Here is an 18,684-nt window from a genome sequence, read left to right as displayed (position 1 = left end):
AGGGCTAGGTCTGAATGGATCTACCGGTTCCGGTGAGCCCTGACATTCGCAGCCCCTCATCGGCACGACTCATATTGGTCGATACCGACGGCGGCTGAATATGGGACGGGGAAGCCAATTCAGCTAAGAAATACAACAAGGATGATTAGCCGCGACTCGCGCCCGCAACCGTTTCGATTCCGGCACTGGGAATAGAACCCGGATAAAAATAAATCTCGATGGTATGCTCGATGGATGAGCAATCTCATGTCGAAAAAAACTGTTATTCTTTAGATACTTAAACGATCAATTCGATTCCGGCTCGGTCCATTTTCTTCTGAACAGCCGTGTGTTTGCCGCCACTTGGGCGGATCTGGTGTCTGCCCGGATCGCCAGCAGACATTTCCAATTGCACAATCTTGTATGGTCAGGCGCTTCTGCTTAGCAGCGGCGGCCTCGTCATTCTTGGTGTGGCAACTCACCGGTTCCTGAAGCGGTTACGCGTCTCTCGGTCATGCCGCACCGGCGGAAAGCCCAGCTGTCCGGCCGCCGGACATCGTCCCGCTGTGGGAACCGACATCCGGCGGCAGCCAGTCCCCCTCAGGCGGCGGAGGGCCTTTGCCCCGCGACCCAGTTGTCGACGACGCGTTCGAGGACCGTCAACGGCATGCCGCCGCCCGCCAGCGCCGTATCGTGGAAGGCGCGGATGTCGAAGCGCTGGCCGAGAGCCTTGCGCGCCTTTTCGCGCAGGCGCAGCCACTCGTTGTGGCCGACCTTGTAGGCACAGGCCTGCCCCGGCCAGGAACAGTAACGCTCGACCTCGGACGTCGCACCGCCTTCCGCGCGGCCGGTGTTCTCGATGAAGTAGCGGATCGCCTGCTCGCGGCTCCACCCCTTGGAATGCAGGCCGGTGTCGACCACGAGCCGCACCGCGCGAAACAGCAGGCTCTGGTAGAAGCCGATCCGGCCAAGCGGGTCGTTGTCGTAAGCGCCCAGTTCGTCCGCCAGCTGCTCGGCATAGAGGCCCCAGCCCTCAGTGTAGCTGGAGAAGCCCATCAGGTTCATCAGCTTGGGCGCGGCGGCGCTTTCCTGCTGGAGCGCGATCTGCAGGTGGTGGCCCGGGATCGCCTCGTGATAGGTCAGCGTCGGCAGGCCATACTTGGGCCAGTTCGCGGTGTCGGTCAGGTTGATCCAGTAGATGCCCGGGCGCGTGCCATCGAGGCTGGGCGAGTTGTAGTAACCCTGCGCCGCGCCCTCCTGGATCTCGGGAGGTACGCGCTTGATCTCGACGGTCGATTTTGGAAGGCGGCCGAATGCCTTGGGCAGCAGCTTCTGCATCGCCGCCATCTGCCCGTTCAGGTGCGCGACCAGCTCGGCCTTGGCGGCGTCAGTGTTGGGATAGACGTTGCGGGGGTCGGCGTTCATCGCGATCATGCGCTCGCCTACGGTGCCTTTGGTGAAGCCCTGCTTCCTGAGCATCTCGTCCGAAAGCGCGGTCAGCTCGGCCACCTGCCGCAGGCCGACGCGATGGATCTCATCCGCGCTCATCCGCGTGGTGGTGATGTAGTTCAGGCTGTTGGCATAGTACTGCTCGCCCTGCGGCAGGCGCGACACCGAAGCCTCGTGACCCGCCTTGGGGAGCGCGGCTTTCAGGGCATCGTTCTGGCGCTGCAGCGCCGGATAGACCCGCTCGGCGACCAGCTTCTCGACCCGTGTGCCCCACTCGCCCGCGATCGACTTCTCGCCCGTGCGCCGCACGATCGACTGCACGAGGGTGGACTGGCCGGCGGGCGTGCCCAGCATCCCGGCCTGAAGGCCGATGGTCTTCTTCAGGATGAAGTCGGGCGGAATGACGCCGATGCCGAAGTCTTCAAGCATCCGGTCGGTCTCGGCCGCGAGCACGTCCGCGAAGTCGTTCACGCGCGAGACATAGGCTTCCGCGTCCGCCGCGGTCTTGATCGTGTGCTGGTTGTCGAGGAAGTCGCCCGTGTTGAGGTAGGCGCCCCCGCCCTGGCTGACGCGGTAGACCTGCGGCCATCCGCCCTGCCCATAGGGAATGGCGTAAGTGCGGATGACGGCATCGAGGTTCGCCTCGATCGTGTCGTGGTAGATGGCATCCTGTGCGTTGAGCGACGCCCGGTCGATCTTGCCGAGTTCGGCACGGGCCGCGCGCACCCGGGCCCTGTCCTCCTCCTCGCGTTCACGGGTGGGTACGGTCAAATGGGCCTTCAGCGCGGCGCGGGCACCGGTGTCCAGCCCAAGGGAGGTCGCGGTTTCCGGCAAGGCGTCGACCTGGGCTTCGAAGTACTTGTCCATGAAGGCGGCAAGCGCAGGATTGCCCGTCGCCGTCCCGGGCGCGGAGACACGCGCGAATACAGGACCGGACGCGAGGATGGCAGCGCCTGCGGATGCGGAGGCGAGAAAACGGCGACGGTCGATCATGGAGGCTCCAGCGATGTTGATGGAGGAAGCCTAGGCCATCCGGCAGGACAAAAGCAATCGAGCAGCGGCGACGAGCAAGTCCGCCTTCAGTGCTGATGTGAAAGGGGCAGCGGCACGCGGCCGCTGCCCCCTTGACGCTGGCTGAGTGCGAAGGCCCTTCCGTCAGCCGACCGAAGCGCTCGACATCCGCACCGGCGCAAGCCTGGGGCTGAGGACATGGACCACCAGCAGCGCCAGCAGATAGGCGCTGGCGCAGATCGCGAAGAGCACTTCATAGCTGTGCGTGGCGTCGAGGATGTATCCGGCGAAGAGCGCCATTCCCATGCCTCCGAACGCGCCGACGGTGCCGCCGATCCCCACCACCGAGCCCACCGCTCCGCGCGGGAACACGTCTGAGGGCAGCGTGTAGAGGTTGGCGGAAAAGGCCTGGTGCGCCGCCGTGGCAAGGCCGATCACCAGCACCGCGATCCAGACGTTGTCGACCGACTGCACGAACCAGATCGGCAGCACGCAGACCGCGCAGATCAGCATCGTCACCTTGCGGGCGAAGTTGGGCGTGCGCCCGCCCTTTATGAGCCTGGACGAAAGCCACCCGCCCGCCACGCTGCCAAGGTCCGAGATCAGGTAGATCGCGGCGAGCGGCAGGCCGAAGGTCTTGAGATCGAGGTCGTAGCGCTCGAACAGGTAGCCGGGCAGCCAGAACAGGAAGAACCACCAGATCGGGTCGATCAGGAACTTGCCGAGCGCATAGGCCCATGTCTCCTTCACGCCGAGCAGCCGCGCCCAGCCGATCTTCTCGACCGGGTCTGCCGGGTCCTGCCGGATCCAGGCGAGTTCGGCCGCGCCGACGCGGGGGTGCTCGTTCGGGTGGCGGTAGACCATCCACCAGACCGCCAGCCACACAATGCCGAACAGGCCGGTCACGAAGAAGGCCATGCGCCAGTCGAACCACAGCACCAGCAGCGGCACGAGCAGCGGCGTGATGATGGCGCCCACATTGGCGCCGGCATTGAACAGGCCGATCGCAAAGGCGCGTTCCTTCTGGGGGAACCAGTCGGTCACGGCGCGAATGCCGGCGGGGAAGTTGCCGGACTCGCCCACGCCAAGACCGAAGCGCGCCACCGCGAACGAGACAACGCCGGTGGCGAAGCCGTGCGCCATGTGGCTCACCGTCCAGATGACAATGGCGACGATGTAACCCAGCCGCGCGCCGAACATGTCGACGACCTTGCCGAAAGAGAGATAGCCGATGGCGTAGGCGACCTGGAACCAGAAGACGATCCCGGCAAAGTCCGACTCGCTCCAGTTGAACTCCGCCGCCAGCGTGGGCTTGAGCACGCCGATCATCTGGCGGTCGATGTAGTTGATGGCGGTGGCCGCGAACAGCAGCGCCACCACGACCCAGCGGTAGCGACCAACCCTGACCTCGCCCTGGCCCGCTTTGGGCTTCATCCCGCCCAGTCCTGCATCCATTGACCCTGCTCCCATCCCGGCGGGCGTTTCACCCTGCCGGCTTCCTGTTCCTCAGACCGGCCGTGCCGCCACGATGCCGCAGGCGACGGTGCCCTGCCCCGCGAACGTGGCGACGACATTCTGTCCCGGCGCCACCGGGTGCACCCCCGTCACTGCCCCCGTCGAGACCCATGTCCCACTGCTGCAGTCGATCCCGCGCGCTGCCAGGTTGCCGAGCAGGAAGCGCACCGCCCCCAGCGGTCCGTCGAGCATGGTGGCCGTCGTCGCCTCGCCCGCGACTTCGCCGTCGATCTCGAGGCGAACCTCGATGCCGGCGAAATCGATGGCTTCCCAACCTTTCAGCACAGGACCGACGATCATGCCATAGTTGTTCCCGTAGTCCGACACCGTGACCGGCGGCCCGTCGGCATTGATGCCGGGGTAAGGAGAGCTTGCGACCTCTATGCCCAGGTGCACCGCATCGAGCAGGTCGCGGGTCGCGGCATCGTCCTTGGGCACGGTGCCGTCCCAACCCGCCGCCACGTGCAGCAGGAACTCGGCCTCGGCCGCCGCGAAGCCATCGGCAAACACCGGCATCTGCGGCGCCTCGCCAGAGGCCGCATGCACGACACTGTCGGCGAAGATCGGTCCTGCCAGCCGGTTGCTTGCAAGCCGTTCGTCGTCAGGTGGGTTAATCTTGCCCACCTTCCATCCCGCGATCTCGCGGCCATCGATCTCGATGGCGAGGTCCTGGATCCGGTAAGCCCCGCCCATTTCGGTCGGCGCCTCACCGGGATAGGTGACGAGGGCGCGCTTCTCGCGCCGCGCCGCCACAAACGCTTCGGCCACTGCCTTTGCCTTATCCGTCAAGCCAATCCCCACACTTCGCTAAAGTTCATCCCGGCTTCCATGTCCGGGGGCCGTGACCGAGAAACCGGTGTCACCAAGAAGTCGGGGCCACCATGCCGCCACGGCGATCATTCGCATCCGCCGACATGATGACGTCCATCCGTATTGCACGGAAAATCGGGATGGAGACAGCGCGCCGCCCCGCTGGTATCACTCGGCTCCCCGGAATGGTAACCGGTGTCATCTTGCCTTTTGCCTTGGCCAAGCGCAAGTCGGAAAATCGTACAGGACGCGAGGTCATCAAGAGCGCCACATGGCAAATGGGCAAAAACCTACCATCAACGATGTCGCGCGGCTGTCCGGCGTCTCGAAGAAGACCGTCAGCCGGGTCATCAACAAGTCGCCCCTGCTGAACGATGCGACGCGGGGAAAAGTGGAGGCGGTGATCGCGCAGCTGGGCTATGTGCCCAACCTGCAGGCCCGCGCGCTGGCGCTGCGCCGCAACTTTCTGCTCGGCCTCATCCATGACAATCCGAACGCGCAGATGGTGCTCGGCGTGCAGGAAGGCATCCTCGACACGATCCGCGCCACCGAGTTCGCGCTGGTCGTGCGCCCCGTCGACCGGCACTCCCCCACTCTGCTCGATGACATCCGCGGCTTCATCGAGCAGCAGCGCCTCTATGGCGTCATGCTGCTGCCGCCGATTTCTGAGAACGACAACCTTGCCCGGATGTGCCTGGACCTTGGCTGCACAGTTGTGCGCATGGGCTCGGCGCGCCTTGACGAGGACGCGCGCCTGGTGGCTTCCAACGACCGGCAGGCGGTCAGCGAGGCGGTGGCCTGGTTGGCGGAACTCGGCCACACGCGGATCGGCTTCATCGCGGGGCCGGAGGGCTTCCGTTCCGCCCGCGAGCGGCAGGACGGCTTCGTCGAGGGCATGGCACGCGCGGGGCTCAAGCCCGATCCGGCGATCATGGCGCGCGGAACCTATCGGTTCGAATCGGGGCGCGCTGCGGGCGAGCAGCTGCTGTCCGCGAAGGAGCCGCCCACGGCTGTCTTCTCCAGCAACGACGAGATGGCCGCCGGCCTGCTGCACGCCGCGCGGGAACGAGGGCTGGACGTGCCGCAGGACCTTTCCATCATCGGCTTCGACGATACCGCCACCGCCGCGCACATCTGGCCGCCGCTGACGACCGTGCGTTGGCCGATCCGCACGATGGCGAGCACCGCGGCTCGCAAGCTGATCGAACCCGGCTCGGCAGCCGCTGCTCCTTCGCTGTTTCCCTCCGACCTGATCCGCCGCGCCTCCGCCGTGCCGAGGCCCGGCAAAGATGCACAATGACCTCTGGTTGACACCGGTTACCCAAACCGGATACGCATGACGCCAATAGACTTGAACGGGAGAGTTCGACGTGTTCTGCAAGACCTACCACGCCACCCATCCGGACATGATGGAGTGCGTCTCCAACGAGGAACTGCGCGACCGCTACCTCGTCACCGGTATGTTCAAGGACGGTGAGGTCAACCTCAACTACTCGCACAACGAGCGCTTCGTGATCGGCGGCGCGGTTCCGGGCGCGACGCCGCTGGCTATGCCGCTCCAGACCGCGCCGAAGAGCGCAGAGGGCAAGTCCTTCTTCGAGCGCCGCGAAGCGGGCATCACCAACATCGGCGGCCCGGGCGCGATCACCGTCGACGGCCAGCGTTTCGAGATGAAGAACAAGGAATGCCTCTACGTGCCGATGGGCTCGCAGGAGGTAACGTTCGAGGACCAGGGCGCGCGCTTCTACATCGCGTCGGTTCCCGCCCACAAGGCGCTGCCCATCAAGCACATCACGCTCGACCAGGCCAACCCGCTGGCGCGCGGAGACCTCGCCAACTCCAACCAGCGCACGATCTACCAGCTGGTGATCCCCGGCGTATGCGAGAGCGCGCAGCTGCTGCTCGGCCTCACGGTGCTGGAGGAAGGCTCGGTCTGGAACACGATGCCTCCGCACCTTCACGACCGTCGCTCGGAGATCTACCTCTACTTCGAGCTGCCCGAAGAGAACGACCGCATCTTCCACTACATGGGCGAGCCGGACCAGATGCGCCACATTGTGATCGCCAACGAGGAGGCCGTCATCAGCCCGCCGTGGTCGATCCACATGGGCTCGGGCACCAAGAAGTACGCGTTCATCTGGGCCATGGGCGGGGAAAACCTCGACTATACCGACATGAACGTGCTCGATATCTGCCAGCTTCAGTAAGGCATTCCTCATTCGCCGCTGCGGAAGGCGCAGCGGCGAACCGTCCATCAAGACGGCGCTGGGCCGGGTATCGGCCGCTTCGCCGCGTTCGCAATGACGAGAGAGGACACATGGCTATTTCCTTTGACCTGACGGGCAAGTGCGCGCTCGTCACCGGCGCCAACACGGGCATCGGCCAGGCGATCGCGGTCGCCCTTGCGGAAGCAGGCGCGGACGTCGCCGTGGCGGGACGCTCGGAGCCGACCGAAACGCTCGGGAAAATCGCCGCCACCGGTCGCCGGGCGGTCAACATCAGGGCCGACCTTTCCTCGATCGAGCCGGTGGGACGCGTTATCGACGAAGCCGTCGAGGGGCTCGGCAAGGTAGACATCCTCGTCAACAACGCCGGCATCATCCGCCGTGACGACCTGCTGCAGTTTTCGGAAGAGGACTGGGACGCGGTTATGGACACCAATCTCAAGACGCTGTTCTTCCTCAGCCAGGCGGCGGCAAAGGGTATGATCGAGCGTGCGCAGGATGGGCAAAGCTGCGGCAAGATCGTCAACATCGCCTCGCTGCTCACCTTCCAGGGCGGCATTCGCGTGCCCAGCTATGCTGCCGCGAAGTCAGGCGTCGGGGGCGTGACCAAGGCCATGGCGAACGAGCTGGCGCCGAGCGGCGTGCAGGTCAATGCGATAGCGCCGGGCTACATCACCACCAACAACACCGCCGCGCTCCAGGGCGACGAGACGCGCAACCGCCAGATCCTCGAGCGCATCCCGACCGGGCGCTGGGGCCGTCCCGAGGACATCGCGGGCGCCGCCGTGTTCCTTGCTTCTCCTGCATCCGATTACGTGACCGGCCATATCCTGGCCGTTGACGGCGGATGGCTGGCGCGCTGAAGATATCCAAGGGAACGGCCATGAGCGGACACGTCGTCACCTTCGGGGAAGTGCTGCTGCGGTTCGCGACCCCCGGCCACCGGCTGACCGTCCAGTGCGATGCGCTGGACATGGTGGTGGGCGGGGCGGAGGCGAACGTCGCCGCCGGACTCGCTTCGCTCGGCCATGCGGTGCGGATGCTCACCCGCCTGCCCTTCAGTCCACTGGGCGACAAGGCCCGCGCCGCGCTCGGCTCCGCGGGGGTGGACACAAGCCATATCGGCCGCGCACCCGGGCGGATGGGCCTCTATTTCCTCGAGAGCGGGGCGGGCCTGAGGCCTTCCTCGATCACCTACGATCGCGCGGGTAGTCTGTTCGCCGGGTCCTCCTCCGGCGACTTCGACTTCGCTTCCGCCCTCGAGGGAGCCCGACTGCTCCACCTGTCGGGCATCACGCCGGCGCTGGGCCCCGGGGGCGTCGCGCTTGCGCAAGCCGCCGTTGCCGCGGCCGACAGCGCCGGCGTGCCCATCTGCTTCGACGGTAACTACCGCGCGCTTCTGTGGGATGCGTGGGACAGCGATCCGCGCGCGATCCTGACCACCCTCATGCAGTCGGCGACGATCATGATCGGCAACCATCGCGACATCTCGCTGCTGCTGGGCCGTGCGTTCTCGGGCGATGGCTCCGACCGCCGCCGCGAAGCCGCCATGGCCGCGTTCGAGGCCTTCCCCCGGCTGCAACTGATCGCCTCCACCGCGCGCCACGTTGTGAACGCAGGCCATCACCGCATCGCTGCACGCATCGACGCGCGCGAGGGTGCGCACCAGACCGGCGAAGTCGACGTCACCGGCATCGTCGACCGCATCGGCACCGGCGATGCCTTCGCGGCAGGCGTCCTTCACAAGTGGCTCGAAGGCGCAGACCTCGTCGCCACCGCGCAGGCAGGCCTCGCCTATACCGTCCTCAAGCACACGGTGCCCGGGGACATGGGCCTGGTCGGGCGCGATGAACTGGAGGCTTTCTCCGCCAGCGGCGGGGACGTGCGGCGATAGGCACGAGCCGCCGGAGCAGGCCCCTCCCCACGCGCGGATCACGCAAGCAGGAAGCGCAGCCCATGACAGCACCGATCACCCGCCGCGTTCTCGTCTCCTCTGCCGCAGTGCTGGCTGCCCTGCCCCGCCCCTCTCCAGCTCGCCCCCGCAGCGCCGCGACGCCGCAAGTCGGGCGCTATGCAGGCGTGGTCGACAACGGCGTCACGGCCTTCAAAGGCATTCGCTACGGCCGCGCCGCGCGGTTCGAGCGCCCGGTCGCCGAGCCTTTCGACGGACCTGCCTTCCCGGCCACGACATTCGGGCCGATTTGCCCGCAGCGGGCCATGGGCGGAGAGGCGCAGTCGGAAGACTGCCTGTTCCTCAACGTCTGGACACCCGAAGCCGACCCTCGGGCCGGGCGGGCGGTCATGGTCTACTTTCACGGCGGCGCTTATACCACCGGCTCCGTCACCGATCCGCTGACCCACGGAAGTGCGCTGGCCGCAGGCGGCGACGTGGTTGTAGTGACCGTCAACCACCGGCTCAACGCGCTCGGCTACGCATGGCTCAAGCCTTTCGGCGCCCGCTATGCCGACAGCGGCAATCTTGGCCAGCTCGATCTCATCCTTGCCCTGCAATGGGTGCGCGCGCACATCCGCAGGTTCGGCGGCGACCCGGCGCGGGTCATGGTGTTCGGCCAGTCGGGGGGCGGCGCCAAGATCGCGACGCTGATGGCCATGCCGGCCGCGAAAGGCCTGTTCCACGCCGCCGCCACCATGAGCGGACAGCAGGTGCAGGCGAGCGGTCCTGCCCACGCCTGGGCCCGCACACAAGCCTTCATGCGCGCCCTGAAGCTTGCGCCTGATGAGGTGGAGACCCTGCGCACCATGCCTGTCGCACGCCTCGTCGAGAGGCTGGACGCGGCCGATCCGGTGATGGGCGGCGGGGTCTATTTCGGTCCGGTGCTCGACATGACGAACCTGCCGCGCCACCCCTTCTGGCCCGATGCGGCGCCGCAGTCACTCTCCATCCCTATGATCCTGGGCAATACGCGGGAAGAAACCCGTGCGTTCCTCGACCCACGCGGCCCCAAGCTGAAGGGGCTTGGCTGGGACAACCTCGCGGCGCGCATCCTGCCCGAGATCAAGATCGACCTCGATCCCGTCTGGGTGGTCGAGCAGTACCGTGCCCGCGAACCTCGCTGGACGCCCGAGGAGGTGTTCTACGCGGCGACCACCGCAGGACGCTCATGGCCCGGGCAGGTGATCGAGGCCGATGCGCGCGCTGCCGCAGGAGCCGAAGCGACCTGGGTCTACCAGCTCGACCGCCGCTCACCGACAGACCCGTTGCGCGGCGCGGCGCATACGGACGACATTCCCTACGTCTTCGGCACCCAGGCCGCGCCCGGCAGCTACTCGGGCACCGATGCGGGGGCGATCGCGCTTGGCGAGACGATGATGCGCGCCTTCACCGGCTTGGCCAGGACCGGACGTCCGGGTCTGCCGGAATGGACGCCCTACCGTCTGCCCGGGCGCGCAACGATGGTGTTCGATGACGCGCCGCGTATGGTGGACGATCCGCGTGGCTGGCAGCGCGAACTCTGGGCGAAAGCGCCCTACGTGCAGCCGGGCAGCTAACCCGCTGCCCGAAGCCCGAGCAGGCCGGATCGCCCCGGTCGGCCTAGTCCCTTACCTGCCTTTCGCCAGAGCGCCGGGCGGGTTCGGGTAGGCGATGATGAGCGACAGCGGCTCCTTCCCCTTCTGCCGGATGCCCACCACGGCACCGCGGTAGAGGTAGGCGGCCATGCCGGGCCTCAGCCGTGCGCGCCGTCCATCGGACACGACCTCCCCTTCGCCGGAGGTGACGTAGTAGACTTCGTCGTGGTCGATCGGATGTTCGCCGATGGCCGCATCCACATGGAGAACCCGGCGGCGAAACTCCATGGCCCGGGGCGCCGGGGCGGCATCGGAGATGCGGTAGGCGGTGCTCATCCCTATCGCGCCATGGGGCGGGGCTTCCTCCCGAACGGTGTCGCGCTCGTCGATGACCGCCATCGGCGGAGCGGCCGTCGCGGGAGCCGGCAAGCCCGGAGCCGCTGCCGCTGCGAGCACAAGCGCGACGGCGATCACTTCGCCTTCCCGTCGCGCATCTGGCGGTCGCGGCCGGACAGCTTCTCCTGCGCCTCCTCCTGCTGGCCGGGATAGCGCCCGGACCTCGGCGTCATAGTGGCGATGTTCCAGTCCTTCTCCACGAAGGGCGCGCGTGTTTCCACCGAATGCGGGTATCCGCCGACGACCTTTTCGTCGTCGATGATCTCGCCGCGCCCTTCGGCGACGAAGAAGAGGACGCGAATGTCGTCGGGCGCCCGGTCCCAGGGACGCGCCCCCACTGAGGCGAGCAGGCTGGTCTCGAGTTCGGCCGAGGGCATGACCTTGAGCCCGTCCAGCGAGGCGAGCGGCGCGGACTTCTCGATGAGCTTGGCCTTGGTCTCGCCGTAGCGACCGAACATCGGCGCCGGCTTGCCCCACCGGTCGACGTTCACGTTGTCCTTGCCGAAGTAGGCAAGATCGCCGTCACCGCCAAGCATGAGGAACGGCAGGCCCTTCGAGGTGGAGTTTCCGCCCCGCATGACGTTGCCCACGGCAGTGATCTCGCCGGTCACATACTCGTGCCCTTTCCACTCCAGGTTCATGAGGTTGTAGTGCACCGCCTTGCGGCCCGGATCGTAGATCATGTTGTTGACCATCAGCACCTGCGCCCCGCCTTTCACCAGCGGCGAGCGCTCCATGTTGTGGGCATAGACGTTGCGGTAGAGCGTGATGCCGGTCGCGTTGTCGTGGATCAGCGTGCCCTTGGAATGCTCTCCCTTCGGATGGCTCGCGTCGGCGAGGCCCTCGGCGGCGAGGTTCTCGCGGAAGACGATGTCGTGGCTCGTCCCCGCGCGCCAGTCCGCAAGGGTCTGGCCCTTAAAGCGGGGCCCGGAGGTCGACATGTTCTCGTCGATCGCCCACAGGAAGCTGCAGTGCTCCACCACAACGTTGTGCGCCGCGACCGTTGAGAAGGCGTCGGCCTCCCAGCCGGAGCGCTTGGCCTGGCCGTCCACGCCGGTCATGACCCGGATGTGGCTAATCTTCACGTCATGGCCCTTGAGATCGATGCCGCCCCGGATGATGGTGATCCCCGGAGAGGGCGCCGTCTGGCCGGCGATGGTGAGGTAGGGCTCCTCGATGTCGAGAATCGAGCGCTCGAGGTCGATGACCCCGCCGACCTCAAAGACGACGACGCGCTTGCCCTTTGCCTCGATGGCCGCCTTCAGCGATCCGGGGCCATCCTTCGCCAGCGTGGTGACACGGATGATACGGCCGCCGTCACCCCCTGCCGTGGGATCCTTGTAGGCCGCCCATGCGGCGTCCGGCACCATGGCAAACGCAAGAAACGTAAGAACAAAACGGCTTCCAAGCCCACCGATCTTCACTGATCATCTCCCAATGGCAGAGGTTCTTGACAGGGCGACCCGCCTGCGTCATCAATTGATGACACCGGTTACCGCTGCTCGCAAGGACGAACTTCGGAACAGGTGGGATGGTCGGGGCGACTGTCCGGAGTGCTCCCTTTTGGGAGCGGGAGTGAGGTGCCGGAACGGAGCGCGCGTTGACACGCCCTTTCCTGACACCGGTATCAATAGGCCGAAGCGGCCGTGAGGGGATGTTGCCATGCGCCAGCATGTTACGGGAATTTCGCTTTTGAAAGCCGCTCTTTTCGCCGGCAGCGCCTTGGCCATGCCACACGTGGCTCTGGCCCAGGACGCGACGGGAACGACCGGCACCGCCACCGACGCCGCGGCCCAGGCCAATGCGCAGGCTGCGGCCCTTGACCAGGCGACCGCCGAGGAGATCGTGGTCACCGGCTTCCGCCAATCGCTGCAGGCCGCGCTCAACGTGAAGCGCGAGGCGATCTCGGCCGTCGACGCCGTGGTTGCCGAGGACATGGCCAAGTTCCCCGACCAGAACCTTGCCGAATCGCTTCAGCGCATCCCCGGCATCTCGATCCAGCGCGACGGCGGCGAAGGCCGCGCGATCACCGTTCGCGGACTCGGCGCGCAGTTCACCCGCGTGCGCGTCAATGGCCTCGAGACAATCGCAACCAGCTCCGACGGCGCCTCGGCAAACCGCGACCGCGCGTTCGACTTCAACGTCTTCGCCTCGGAACTGTTCAGCAGCCTCGTCGTCCACAAGACCGCCGAGGCAAGCCTTGACGAGGGTTCGCTGGGCGCGGTGGTCGACCTCAACACCGGCAACCCGCTGGCGGGCAAGGCGGGCTTCACCGGCGTGCTCAACGTGCAGGGTTCGTACAACGACCTGTCGGACAACGTCGGGCCGCGCGTCGCCGGTCTCCTCTCGTGGCGGAACGATGCCGGCACTTTCGGCGTCAACCTTTCGGCCGCCTACTCCCACACCGACACGCTGGAGACCGGCAACAACACGGTGCGCTGGGCGCAGGCCTACTTCAACTCGGTGAACGGCACGCCCTGCTTCTACTCGGATGTTGGCCCGACCGGCGGCAGCCCGGTCAACTCGGGCGGCGGCTACCGTCCTTCCGAGGCTTGCGACGCGGCAGCGCTCTCGTTCCACGCACGCATCCCGCGCTACGGCAAGGTGGAGCATGATCGCCGTCGCCTCGGCCTGACGGGCTCGATCCAGTTCGAGCCGACCGACCGCACCAAGCTTTCGATCGACGGGCTCTATTCCTCGTTCAAGGAAGACCGCAAGGAGCAGTGGCTAGAAGTTCTCGCCCGTTCCAACGAACGCCGCTTCAACCTCGTGAACCCGGTCTACGACGATAGCGGGTCCATGATCGCCGGCACATACAACAACGCCTGGGTCCGCACCGAAAGCTATCTGCGCAAGTCGGAAACCGAGTTCTACCAGGTGGGCGCGACCTGGGACCAGGAGATCACCGACACTTTCCGGTTCACCGCGCTCGGCGGCTTCTCGCAGTCGAACGCCGACATCCCCGTCGAGACGACGTTCGCCTACGACAACCGCAACGCCAACGGCTTCAGCTTCGATTATTCCGACATGAAGTCGCCGGTCCTCAGCTACGACCTCGACGTGACGAACCCGGCCAGCTTCCAGCTTGCCGAAATCCGTGACCGTCCCTCCTACGTCAAGAACCGGTTCAAGACCGCGCAGCTGCGCACCGAATGGGACATGACGGAAGGCTTCACCGTGAAGGCAGGCGCCGTGTGGCGCCGCTACGACTTCCGCACCCAGTTGTTCATGCGTGACACGGCGGCCTGCGCCGCCAACGGCCAGCCGGACCTGATCCTGGGCCAGGTGACCTGCTCGTCGAGCGTCTACGGCCTGCCCGTACTCGCAGACTTCTCGCGCCTGATCGAGCTTGGCGATGCAGGCCAGCCCGGCGGTACCACCAGTTCGTGGCTGGTGGCCGACATCGACAAGGCGGCCGACTACACCAACCTCTATGGGCGCACCGCCATGGAGGACCTGGGCAACAGCCGCCGCGTGCGCGAGGAGACTTCGGGCGGCTATGTCCAGTTCGACGTGAAGGGCGAGATCTTCGGTCTGGAGTTCGCAGGCAACGCAGGCGTGCGCTATGCGCATACCAAGCAGACTTCGACGGGTTATACCGCCGGGGTGGCGGCCACTGTCGAGCGGACCTACGACGACTGGCTGCCGTCGATGAACCTTGCGTTCTACCCGCACTCCGACGTGATCGTGCGAGGCGCGATCGCCAAGGTCATCACCCGTCCGTCGCTCGGCAACCTCAATCCGGGCGGCTCGGTGGACGGCTTCAACTACCGCGTGACGTTCGGCAACCCGTTCCTCGATCCGTTCCGCGCCACCAACTTCGACGCCTCTGTGGAATGGTACTTCGCGCCGCAGTCGCTGATCTCGGTCGCGGGCTTCATCAAGAAGATCGAGAGCTTCCCGGTTGCCGGCACCTATACGGCGACGCTGCCGCAGCTCGGCCTCGGGCGCGATGTGCTGGGTACCAGCACGCCCGCCTACCTCAACTACGACCCCAACCAGGAGTACGTAGTCTCCTCGCAGGTCAATGGCGAGGGTGCCACGCTCAAGGGCGTCGAGGTTGCCCTGCAGCTGCCGTTCACGTTCCTGCCGGGCCTCCTGAGGCACACCGGCTTCCAGGGCAACGCCACCTTCATCGACAGCAGCGCCGACTACCAGATCACCGGCCCGGCGGTCACGGCCTGCACCCGCAATCCCACGACGGGCGCCTGCGGTCTCACCGGCGTCTCGGCGATCTACAACAACACGCTCCTCGGCGTGTCGGAGAAGGCCTGGAACGCGACGCTCTACTACGACGACGGCAAGTTCTCGATCCGCGGCTCGGTCAGCTATCGCGGGCCCTTCAGCGATGCCACCAGCGCCACGGGCAACATCTTCGAAGGGTACGGCTCGTACACCAGCGTGGATGCGGCAATCCGCTACAAGGCCACCGAATGGCTGGAACTCTCGATCGACGGCAACAACCTGACCGACGAGTACCGCTACCGCACCAACGACATCTACGCGCAGCGCAACTACGAGAACAACCACTTCGGCCGCACGATCCTGTTCGGCGCGCGCGCCAAGATCTGATCCCTCCGACTGGAGCGCGACCCGCAAGGGCCGCGCTCCTTTTCACTTCACCGACACGCACGGGACTACGGCCTTGGAGCTTGACCGCAGGACGCTGATCGCCGGATCGCTGGCCGCTGCCGGACTTTCCCCGCGAGCCGGAGCGCAGACGCCGCCACCCGCAGCCTCCACGGCCCTGCCCCCCGGCCTGCCGCAGCCAACCGAGACGATCGACCTCTGGCCCAAGGGGCCGCCCGCCCGGCTCGCTGCTCCCCTTGCCGAGACGGTCGACGAGCGCTCGACCGATGCCCTCGTCACCGACCGCTCGGTCAGGGGCATCACATCTCCCCGCATGGCGGTATTCCGCCCCGACCGCCCGAACGGCGCCGCCGTCATGATCACGCCCGGCGGCGGCTACAAGTGGATCGTCGTAGACAAGGAAGGCTACGAGATCGCCCGCTGGCTGACCGCCCGGGGCTTCACCGCCTTCGTGCTCTTCTACCGCCTTCCGGGCGAAGGATGGTCGAGCGGTCCCGACACGCCGCTGGTCGATGCCCAGCGTGCCATGCGTCTCATCCGCCACCGTGCCCGCGACTTCGCCATCGATCCGGAGCGCGTGGCGGCCATGGGCTTTTCGGCGGGCGGGCACCTCTGCGCCGATCTGGCGGCCCGGTTCGCGGCCACAGTCCATGACCCGGTGGACGCGGCCGACAGGCTGTCGGCAAGGCCTTTCTGCGCGGCGCCGATCTATCCCGTCGTCAGCATGGACCCAGGCATCGCCCATCCCGGCTCGCGCAGCCTGCTGCTGGGGGCGGCGCCGTCCTCTTCACTCGAGGCCATGCACTCGCCCGACAGGAACGTACCCGTTGACGCTCCGCCGCACTTCCTGCTCCACGCCGAAGACGACGATGTCGTGCCGGCCGAGAACACGGTGCGCATGCGTGCCGCGCTGAAGGCACGCCAGGTGCCGGTCGAAACGCACCTCTTCGCGCATGGCGGCCACGGCTTTGGCCTTCGCCGCGCGATCGGCAAGCCGGTGGAGGCCTGGCCGGACCTCTGGCGCGCATGGGCCCGCACGGTCGGTTTCGCCTGATCCGTTCGAAGCGCGCTGCCGCTCTCGGCAGCGCCTTCGTCTCCCCGGAACTCCCGGCTCAGCCCACCAGCTTGCGCGTGCGGCGGTAAAGGAGGGCGGTCAGCGCCAGGAACAGGATCGTCCCGCCCACCAGCGCAGGCGTGGCGAAGCCATCCCCCACGAGTGCCATGGGCGCGTCGCTGCCCGAAGCCGCGACGATGCCCGCGAAGGCGACGCCCCAGAGGCTTTCTCCCACGATGAGGCCTGTCGCCGTGAGCACGCCCATCCTCCGGGCGAATTCGGCATCGTGGCGCCGGTCTGCCCACGCCTCGTAGAAATGGCCGATTACCGAGCCGATCACGACCGGCAGGATCGCGCTCATCGGCAGGTAGATGCCGATGCCCACGCCGAGCGGCGGCAGACGCAGCTTGCCCAGCCGCCCCAGCACCTCGTCAAGGACGATGAAGCACACTCCCGCAGCCGCGCCCCAGCCGATCATCGTCCAGTTGAGATCGCCGCCGAGCACGCCCTTCGCCAGTGCCGAGATCAGCGCGGCCTGCGGGGCGGGAAGGGCATTGGGCCCAGCGCCAGGCGCCCCTGCGAACCCGAAGGCGGTGTTGAGCAGGTCCAGCACGGGAGGAATGACGAGGGAGCCGAACACCACCCCGATCACCAGCGCGACCTGCTGCTTCCACGGCGTCGCGCCCACGAGCTGGCCGGTCTTGAGATCCTGCAGGTTGTCGTTCGAGATCGTCGCCACGCCGAAGACCACCCCGGTCACGATGAGCGCATAGGCGACCAGCGCCTCGGTGGTGCCCGCGTCCTGGTCCCGTCCGAAAAGACCCACCAGCATGAGCGACGCGGCCACTACCGACAGGATCCCGATGCCCGAGACCGGCGAGTTGGACGCGCCGATGAGGCCGGCCATGTAACCGCAGACGGCCGCGATCAGCAGGCCGAAGACCACCACGAAGACGACTGCGCCTGCGATCAGCACTGCCTCGCTGCCGGCCAGCGGTCCACCGGCGATGACGCTCCACAACAGGATCGCGATCGGCACCAGCATGGCGAGAGAGCCGAGCAGGACGCCCGAAATCGGCAGGTCGCGTTCTTCGAGCGCGAGGGCGTGGCCTGCGTTGCGGGCCCTGCTCGCGGCGATGGCGGAACGCACGCCGCCCACCACGGGACCGGCGATCCGCAGCAGCGTCCACACGGCAGCGACACCGATGACGCCGGCACCGAAGAAGCGCACCTCCGAGGAGAATATGCCGCCTGCCCACGCGGCGAGATCGCCCGCCTGCGGCGCCTGTGCGGTAAGGAGGGGAAGCAGCACCCACCAGCCGACGGCAAGGCCCAGGAACATCGCCATGCCCACCGAGAGCCCGACGAGGTGGCCGACACCCAGCAGCGCAAACGAGAGCCCGCCCGAAATGCCCGTGGCGCCCGCGCCGGTGCGGAACCACACGGCCGCCTCGCCGGCGACGAGGCGGGTCTGCGTCAGCACTGCGAAGCCTACCGATGCCAGCGCGTTCCACACCAGCACCGACAGGCCCTTGGCGCTTTCCTCCGCCCCTTCGCGCGATCCTGAACCGACGCGCAGCACTTCGGCTGCTGCATGGCCCTCGGGATAGGGAAGCGGCGTGTCCACCACGAGCGCACGGCGCAGCGGGACCGAGAACAGGACGCCCAGGATGCCGCCAGTTCCGGTGATCGCGGCTGTCGTCCAGTAAGGAAAGCCCTGCCACCACCCGATCATGACCAGCCCCGGCAGCACGAAGATGATCGCCGCCAGGGTTCCCGCAGCGCTCGCCACGGTCTGGACTATGTTGTTCTCCCAGATCGTCGAGTCGCGAAACACGCGCAGGATCGCCATCGAAATGACCGCCGCTGGGATCGATGTCGCGAACGTCAGGCCGACCTTGAGGCCGAGATAGACGTTGGCGGCAGTGAACAGCAGGGTGATGGCCCCGCCGAGCGCGATGCCGCGAAAGGTCAGTTCCCTGGCGGTGGCCGCCCCTCCTGCAGCCTTGCCCACCGCTTCCGTCATTCGCATTTTCCGCCCGCTACCAGTTTGTGGCGGCCCTCTTCGCACGGGCCGGGGCGGTGCGACAATGCAAATTGCCTTTCGTTTCATGGGGCCGTCACATC

General features: G+C 66.8%; 13 protein-coding genes. 7 read left to right on the top strand and 6 right to left on the bottom strand.

Annotation, left to right across the window (positions count from 1 at the left end):
• Positions 1 to 579: 579 nt before the first annotated feature.
• The 3 genes from GR702_RS12820 to GR702_RS12810 all read right to left on the bottom strand — a co-directional run bounded on the left by GR702_RS12820 (position 580) and on the right by GR702_RS12810 (position 4,743).
• Positions 580 to 2,421 (bottom strand): DUF885 domain-containing protein, encoded by a 1,842-nt coding sequence (locus GR702_RS12820; RefSeq protein WP_160986295.1) that lies wholly within the window; start codon positions 2,419 to 2,421, stop codon positions 580 to 582.
• A 162-nt stretch (positions 2,422 to 2,583) separates the two neighbouring features.
• A complete protein-coding gene (locus tag GR702_RS12815) occupies positions 2,584 to 3,894 on the bottom strand; it encodes an MFS transporter (protein WP_419880300.1) in 1,311 nt (436 codons plus the stop codon).
• Between the two features lie 51 nt (positions 3,895 to 3,945).
• Positions 3,946 to 4,743 (bottom strand): 2-keto-4-pentenoate hydratase, encoded by a 798-nt coding sequence (locus tag GR702_RS12810; RefSeq protein ID WP_160986293.1) that lies wholly within the window; start codon positions 4,741 to 4,743, stop codon positions 3,946 to 3,948.
• Between the two features lie 292 nt (positions 4,744 to 5,035).
• Between GR702_RS12810 and GR702_RS12805 the strand changes: the two genes are divergently transcribed.
• From GR702_RS12805 to GR702_RS12785, 5 genes are all read left to right on the top strand, one after another.
• Entirely contained in the window at positions 5,036 to 6,064 is a 1,029-nt protein-coding gene (locus GR702_RS12805; protein ID WP_160986292.1) for a LacI family DNA-binding transcriptional regulator, read from the top strand.
• A 70-nt stretch (positions 6,065 to 6,134) separates the two neighbouring features.
• Positions 6,135 to 6,971, top strand: a complete 837-nt coding sequence (gene kduI / locus GR702_RS12800) for a 5-dehydro-4-deoxy-D-glucuronate isomerase (protein ID WP_160986291.1) — start codon at positions 6,135 to 6,137, stop codon at positions 6,969 to 6,971.
• Positions 6,972 to 7,081: 110 nt separating this feature from the next.
• Positions 7,082 to 7,852, top strand: coding sequence for a 2-dehydro-3-deoxy-D-gluconate 5-dehydrogenase KduD (kduD, locus tag GR702_RS12795; protein ID WP_160986290.1), 771 nt, complete (start codon positions 7,082 to 7,084; stop codon positions 7,850 to 7,852).
• Positions 7,853 to 7,872: 20 nt separating this feature from the next.
• The gene (locus tag GR702_RS12790) at positions 7,873 to 8,883 is read left to right on the top strand and encodes a sugar kinase (RefSeq protein ID WP_160986289.1); all 1,011 of its coding nucleotides are present in this window, start codon (positions 7,873 to 7,875) and stop codon (positions 8,881 to 8,883) included.
• A gap of 62 nt (positions 8,884 to 8,945) precedes the next feature.
• The gene (locus GR702_RS12785) at positions 8,946 to 10,499 is read left to right on the top strand and encodes a carboxylesterase/lipase family protein (protein ID WP_160986288.1); all 1,554 of its coding nucleotides are present in this window, start codon (positions 8,946 to 8,948) and stop codon (positions 10,497 to 10,499) included.
• 51 nt (positions 10,500 to 10,550) lie between these two features.
• Here the strand turns inward: GR702_RS12785 and GR702_RS12780 are convergent, their stop codons facing one another.
• The gene (locus tag GR702_RS12780) at positions 10,551 to 10,916 is read right to left on the bottom strand and encodes a cupin domain-containing protein (RefSeq protein WP_160986402.1); all 366 of its coding nucleotides are present in this window, start codon (positions 10,914 to 10,916) and stop codon (positions 10,551 to 10,553) included.
• 71 nt (positions 10,917 to 10,987) lie between these two features.
• Positions 10,988 to 12,283 (bottom strand): pectate lyase family protein, encoded by a 1,296-nt coding sequence (locus GR702_RS12775; RefSeq protein ID WP_202408242.1) that lies wholly within the window; start codon positions 12,281 to 12,283, stop codon positions 10,988 to 10,990.
• A gap of 292 nt (positions 12,284 to 12,575) precedes the next feature.
• On the opposite strand from GR702_RS12775, the gene GR702_RS12770 reads away from it, so the two are divergent.
• Complete coding sequence (locus tag GR702_RS12770; protein ID WP_160986286.1) at positions 12,576 to 15,485, top strand: TonB-dependent receptor; 2,910 nt, start codon at positions 12,576 to 12,578, stop codon at positions 15,483 to 15,485.
• A 73-nt stretch (positions 15,486 to 15,558) separates the two neighbouring features.
• Positions 15,559 to 16,557 carry an alpha/beta hydrolase gene (locus GR702_RS12765; protein ID WP_160986285.1) on the top strand — a complete coding sequence of 333 codons (999 nt, stop codon included), beginning with the start codon at positions 15,559 to 15,561 and terminating at the stop codon, positions 16,555 to 16,557.
• A gap of 58 nt (positions 16,558 to 16,615) precedes the next feature.
• Here the strand turns inward: GR702_RS12765 and GR702_RS12760 are convergent, their stop codons facing one another.
• A complete protein-coding gene (locus tag GR702_RS12760) occupies positions 16,616 to 18,583 on the bottom strand; it encodes an OPT family oligopeptide transporter (protein ID WP_160986284.1) in 1,968 nt (655 codons plus the stop codon).
• Positions 18,584 to 18,684: the final 101 nt, after the last annotated feature.

The sequence above is a fragment of the Novosphingobium silvae genome (genome assembly GCF_009856825.1).
Lineage (GTDB): Bacteria > Pseudomonadota > Alphaproteobacteria > Sphingomonadales > Sphingomonadaceae > Novosphingobium > Novosphingobium silvae.
This window is presented reverse-complemented; position numbering and strand designations above follow the sequence as displayed.

Coding starts and splice junctions, on each gene's coding strand:
- GR702_RS12760 (WP_160986284.1), bottom strand. CDS start 18,583: ATGACGGAAGCGGTGGGCAAGGCTGCAGGAGGGGCGGCCACCGCCAGG.
- GR702_RS12780 (WP_160986402.1), bottom strand. CDS start 10,916: ATGGCGGTCATCGACGAGCGCGACACCGTTCGGGAGGAAGCCCCGCCC.
- GR702_RS12790 (WP_160986289.1), top strand. CDS start 7,873: ATGAGCGGACACGTCGTCACCTTCGGGGAAGTGCTGCTGCGGTTCGCG.
- GR702_RS12775 (WP_202408242.1), bottom strand. CDS start 12,283: ATGGTGCCGGACGCCGCATGGGCGGCCTACAAGGATCCCACGGCAGGG.
- kduD (WP_160986290.1), top strand. CDS start 7,082: ATGGCTATTTCCTTTGACCTGACGGGCAAGTGCGCGCTCGTCACCGGC.
- GR702_RS12805 (WP_160986292.1), top strand. CDS start 5,036: ATGGCAAATGGGCAAAAACCTACCATCAACGATGTCGCGCGGCTGTCC.
- GR702_RS12820 (WP_160986295.1), bottom strand. CDS start 2,421: ATGATCGACCGTCGCCGTTTTCTCGCCTCCGCATCCGCAGGCGCTGCC.
- GR702_RS12770 (WP_160986286.1), top strand. CDS start 12,576: ATGCGCCAGCATGTTACGGGAATTTCGCTTTTGAAAGCCGCTCTTTTC.
- GR702_RS12815 (WP_419880300.1), bottom strand. CDS start 3,894: ATGGATGCAGGACTGGGCGGGATGAAGCCCAAAGCGGGCCAGGGCGAG.
- GR702_RS12785 (WP_160986288.1), top strand. CDS start 8,946: ATGACAGCACCGATCACCCGCCGCGTTCTCGTCTCCTCTGCCGCAGTG.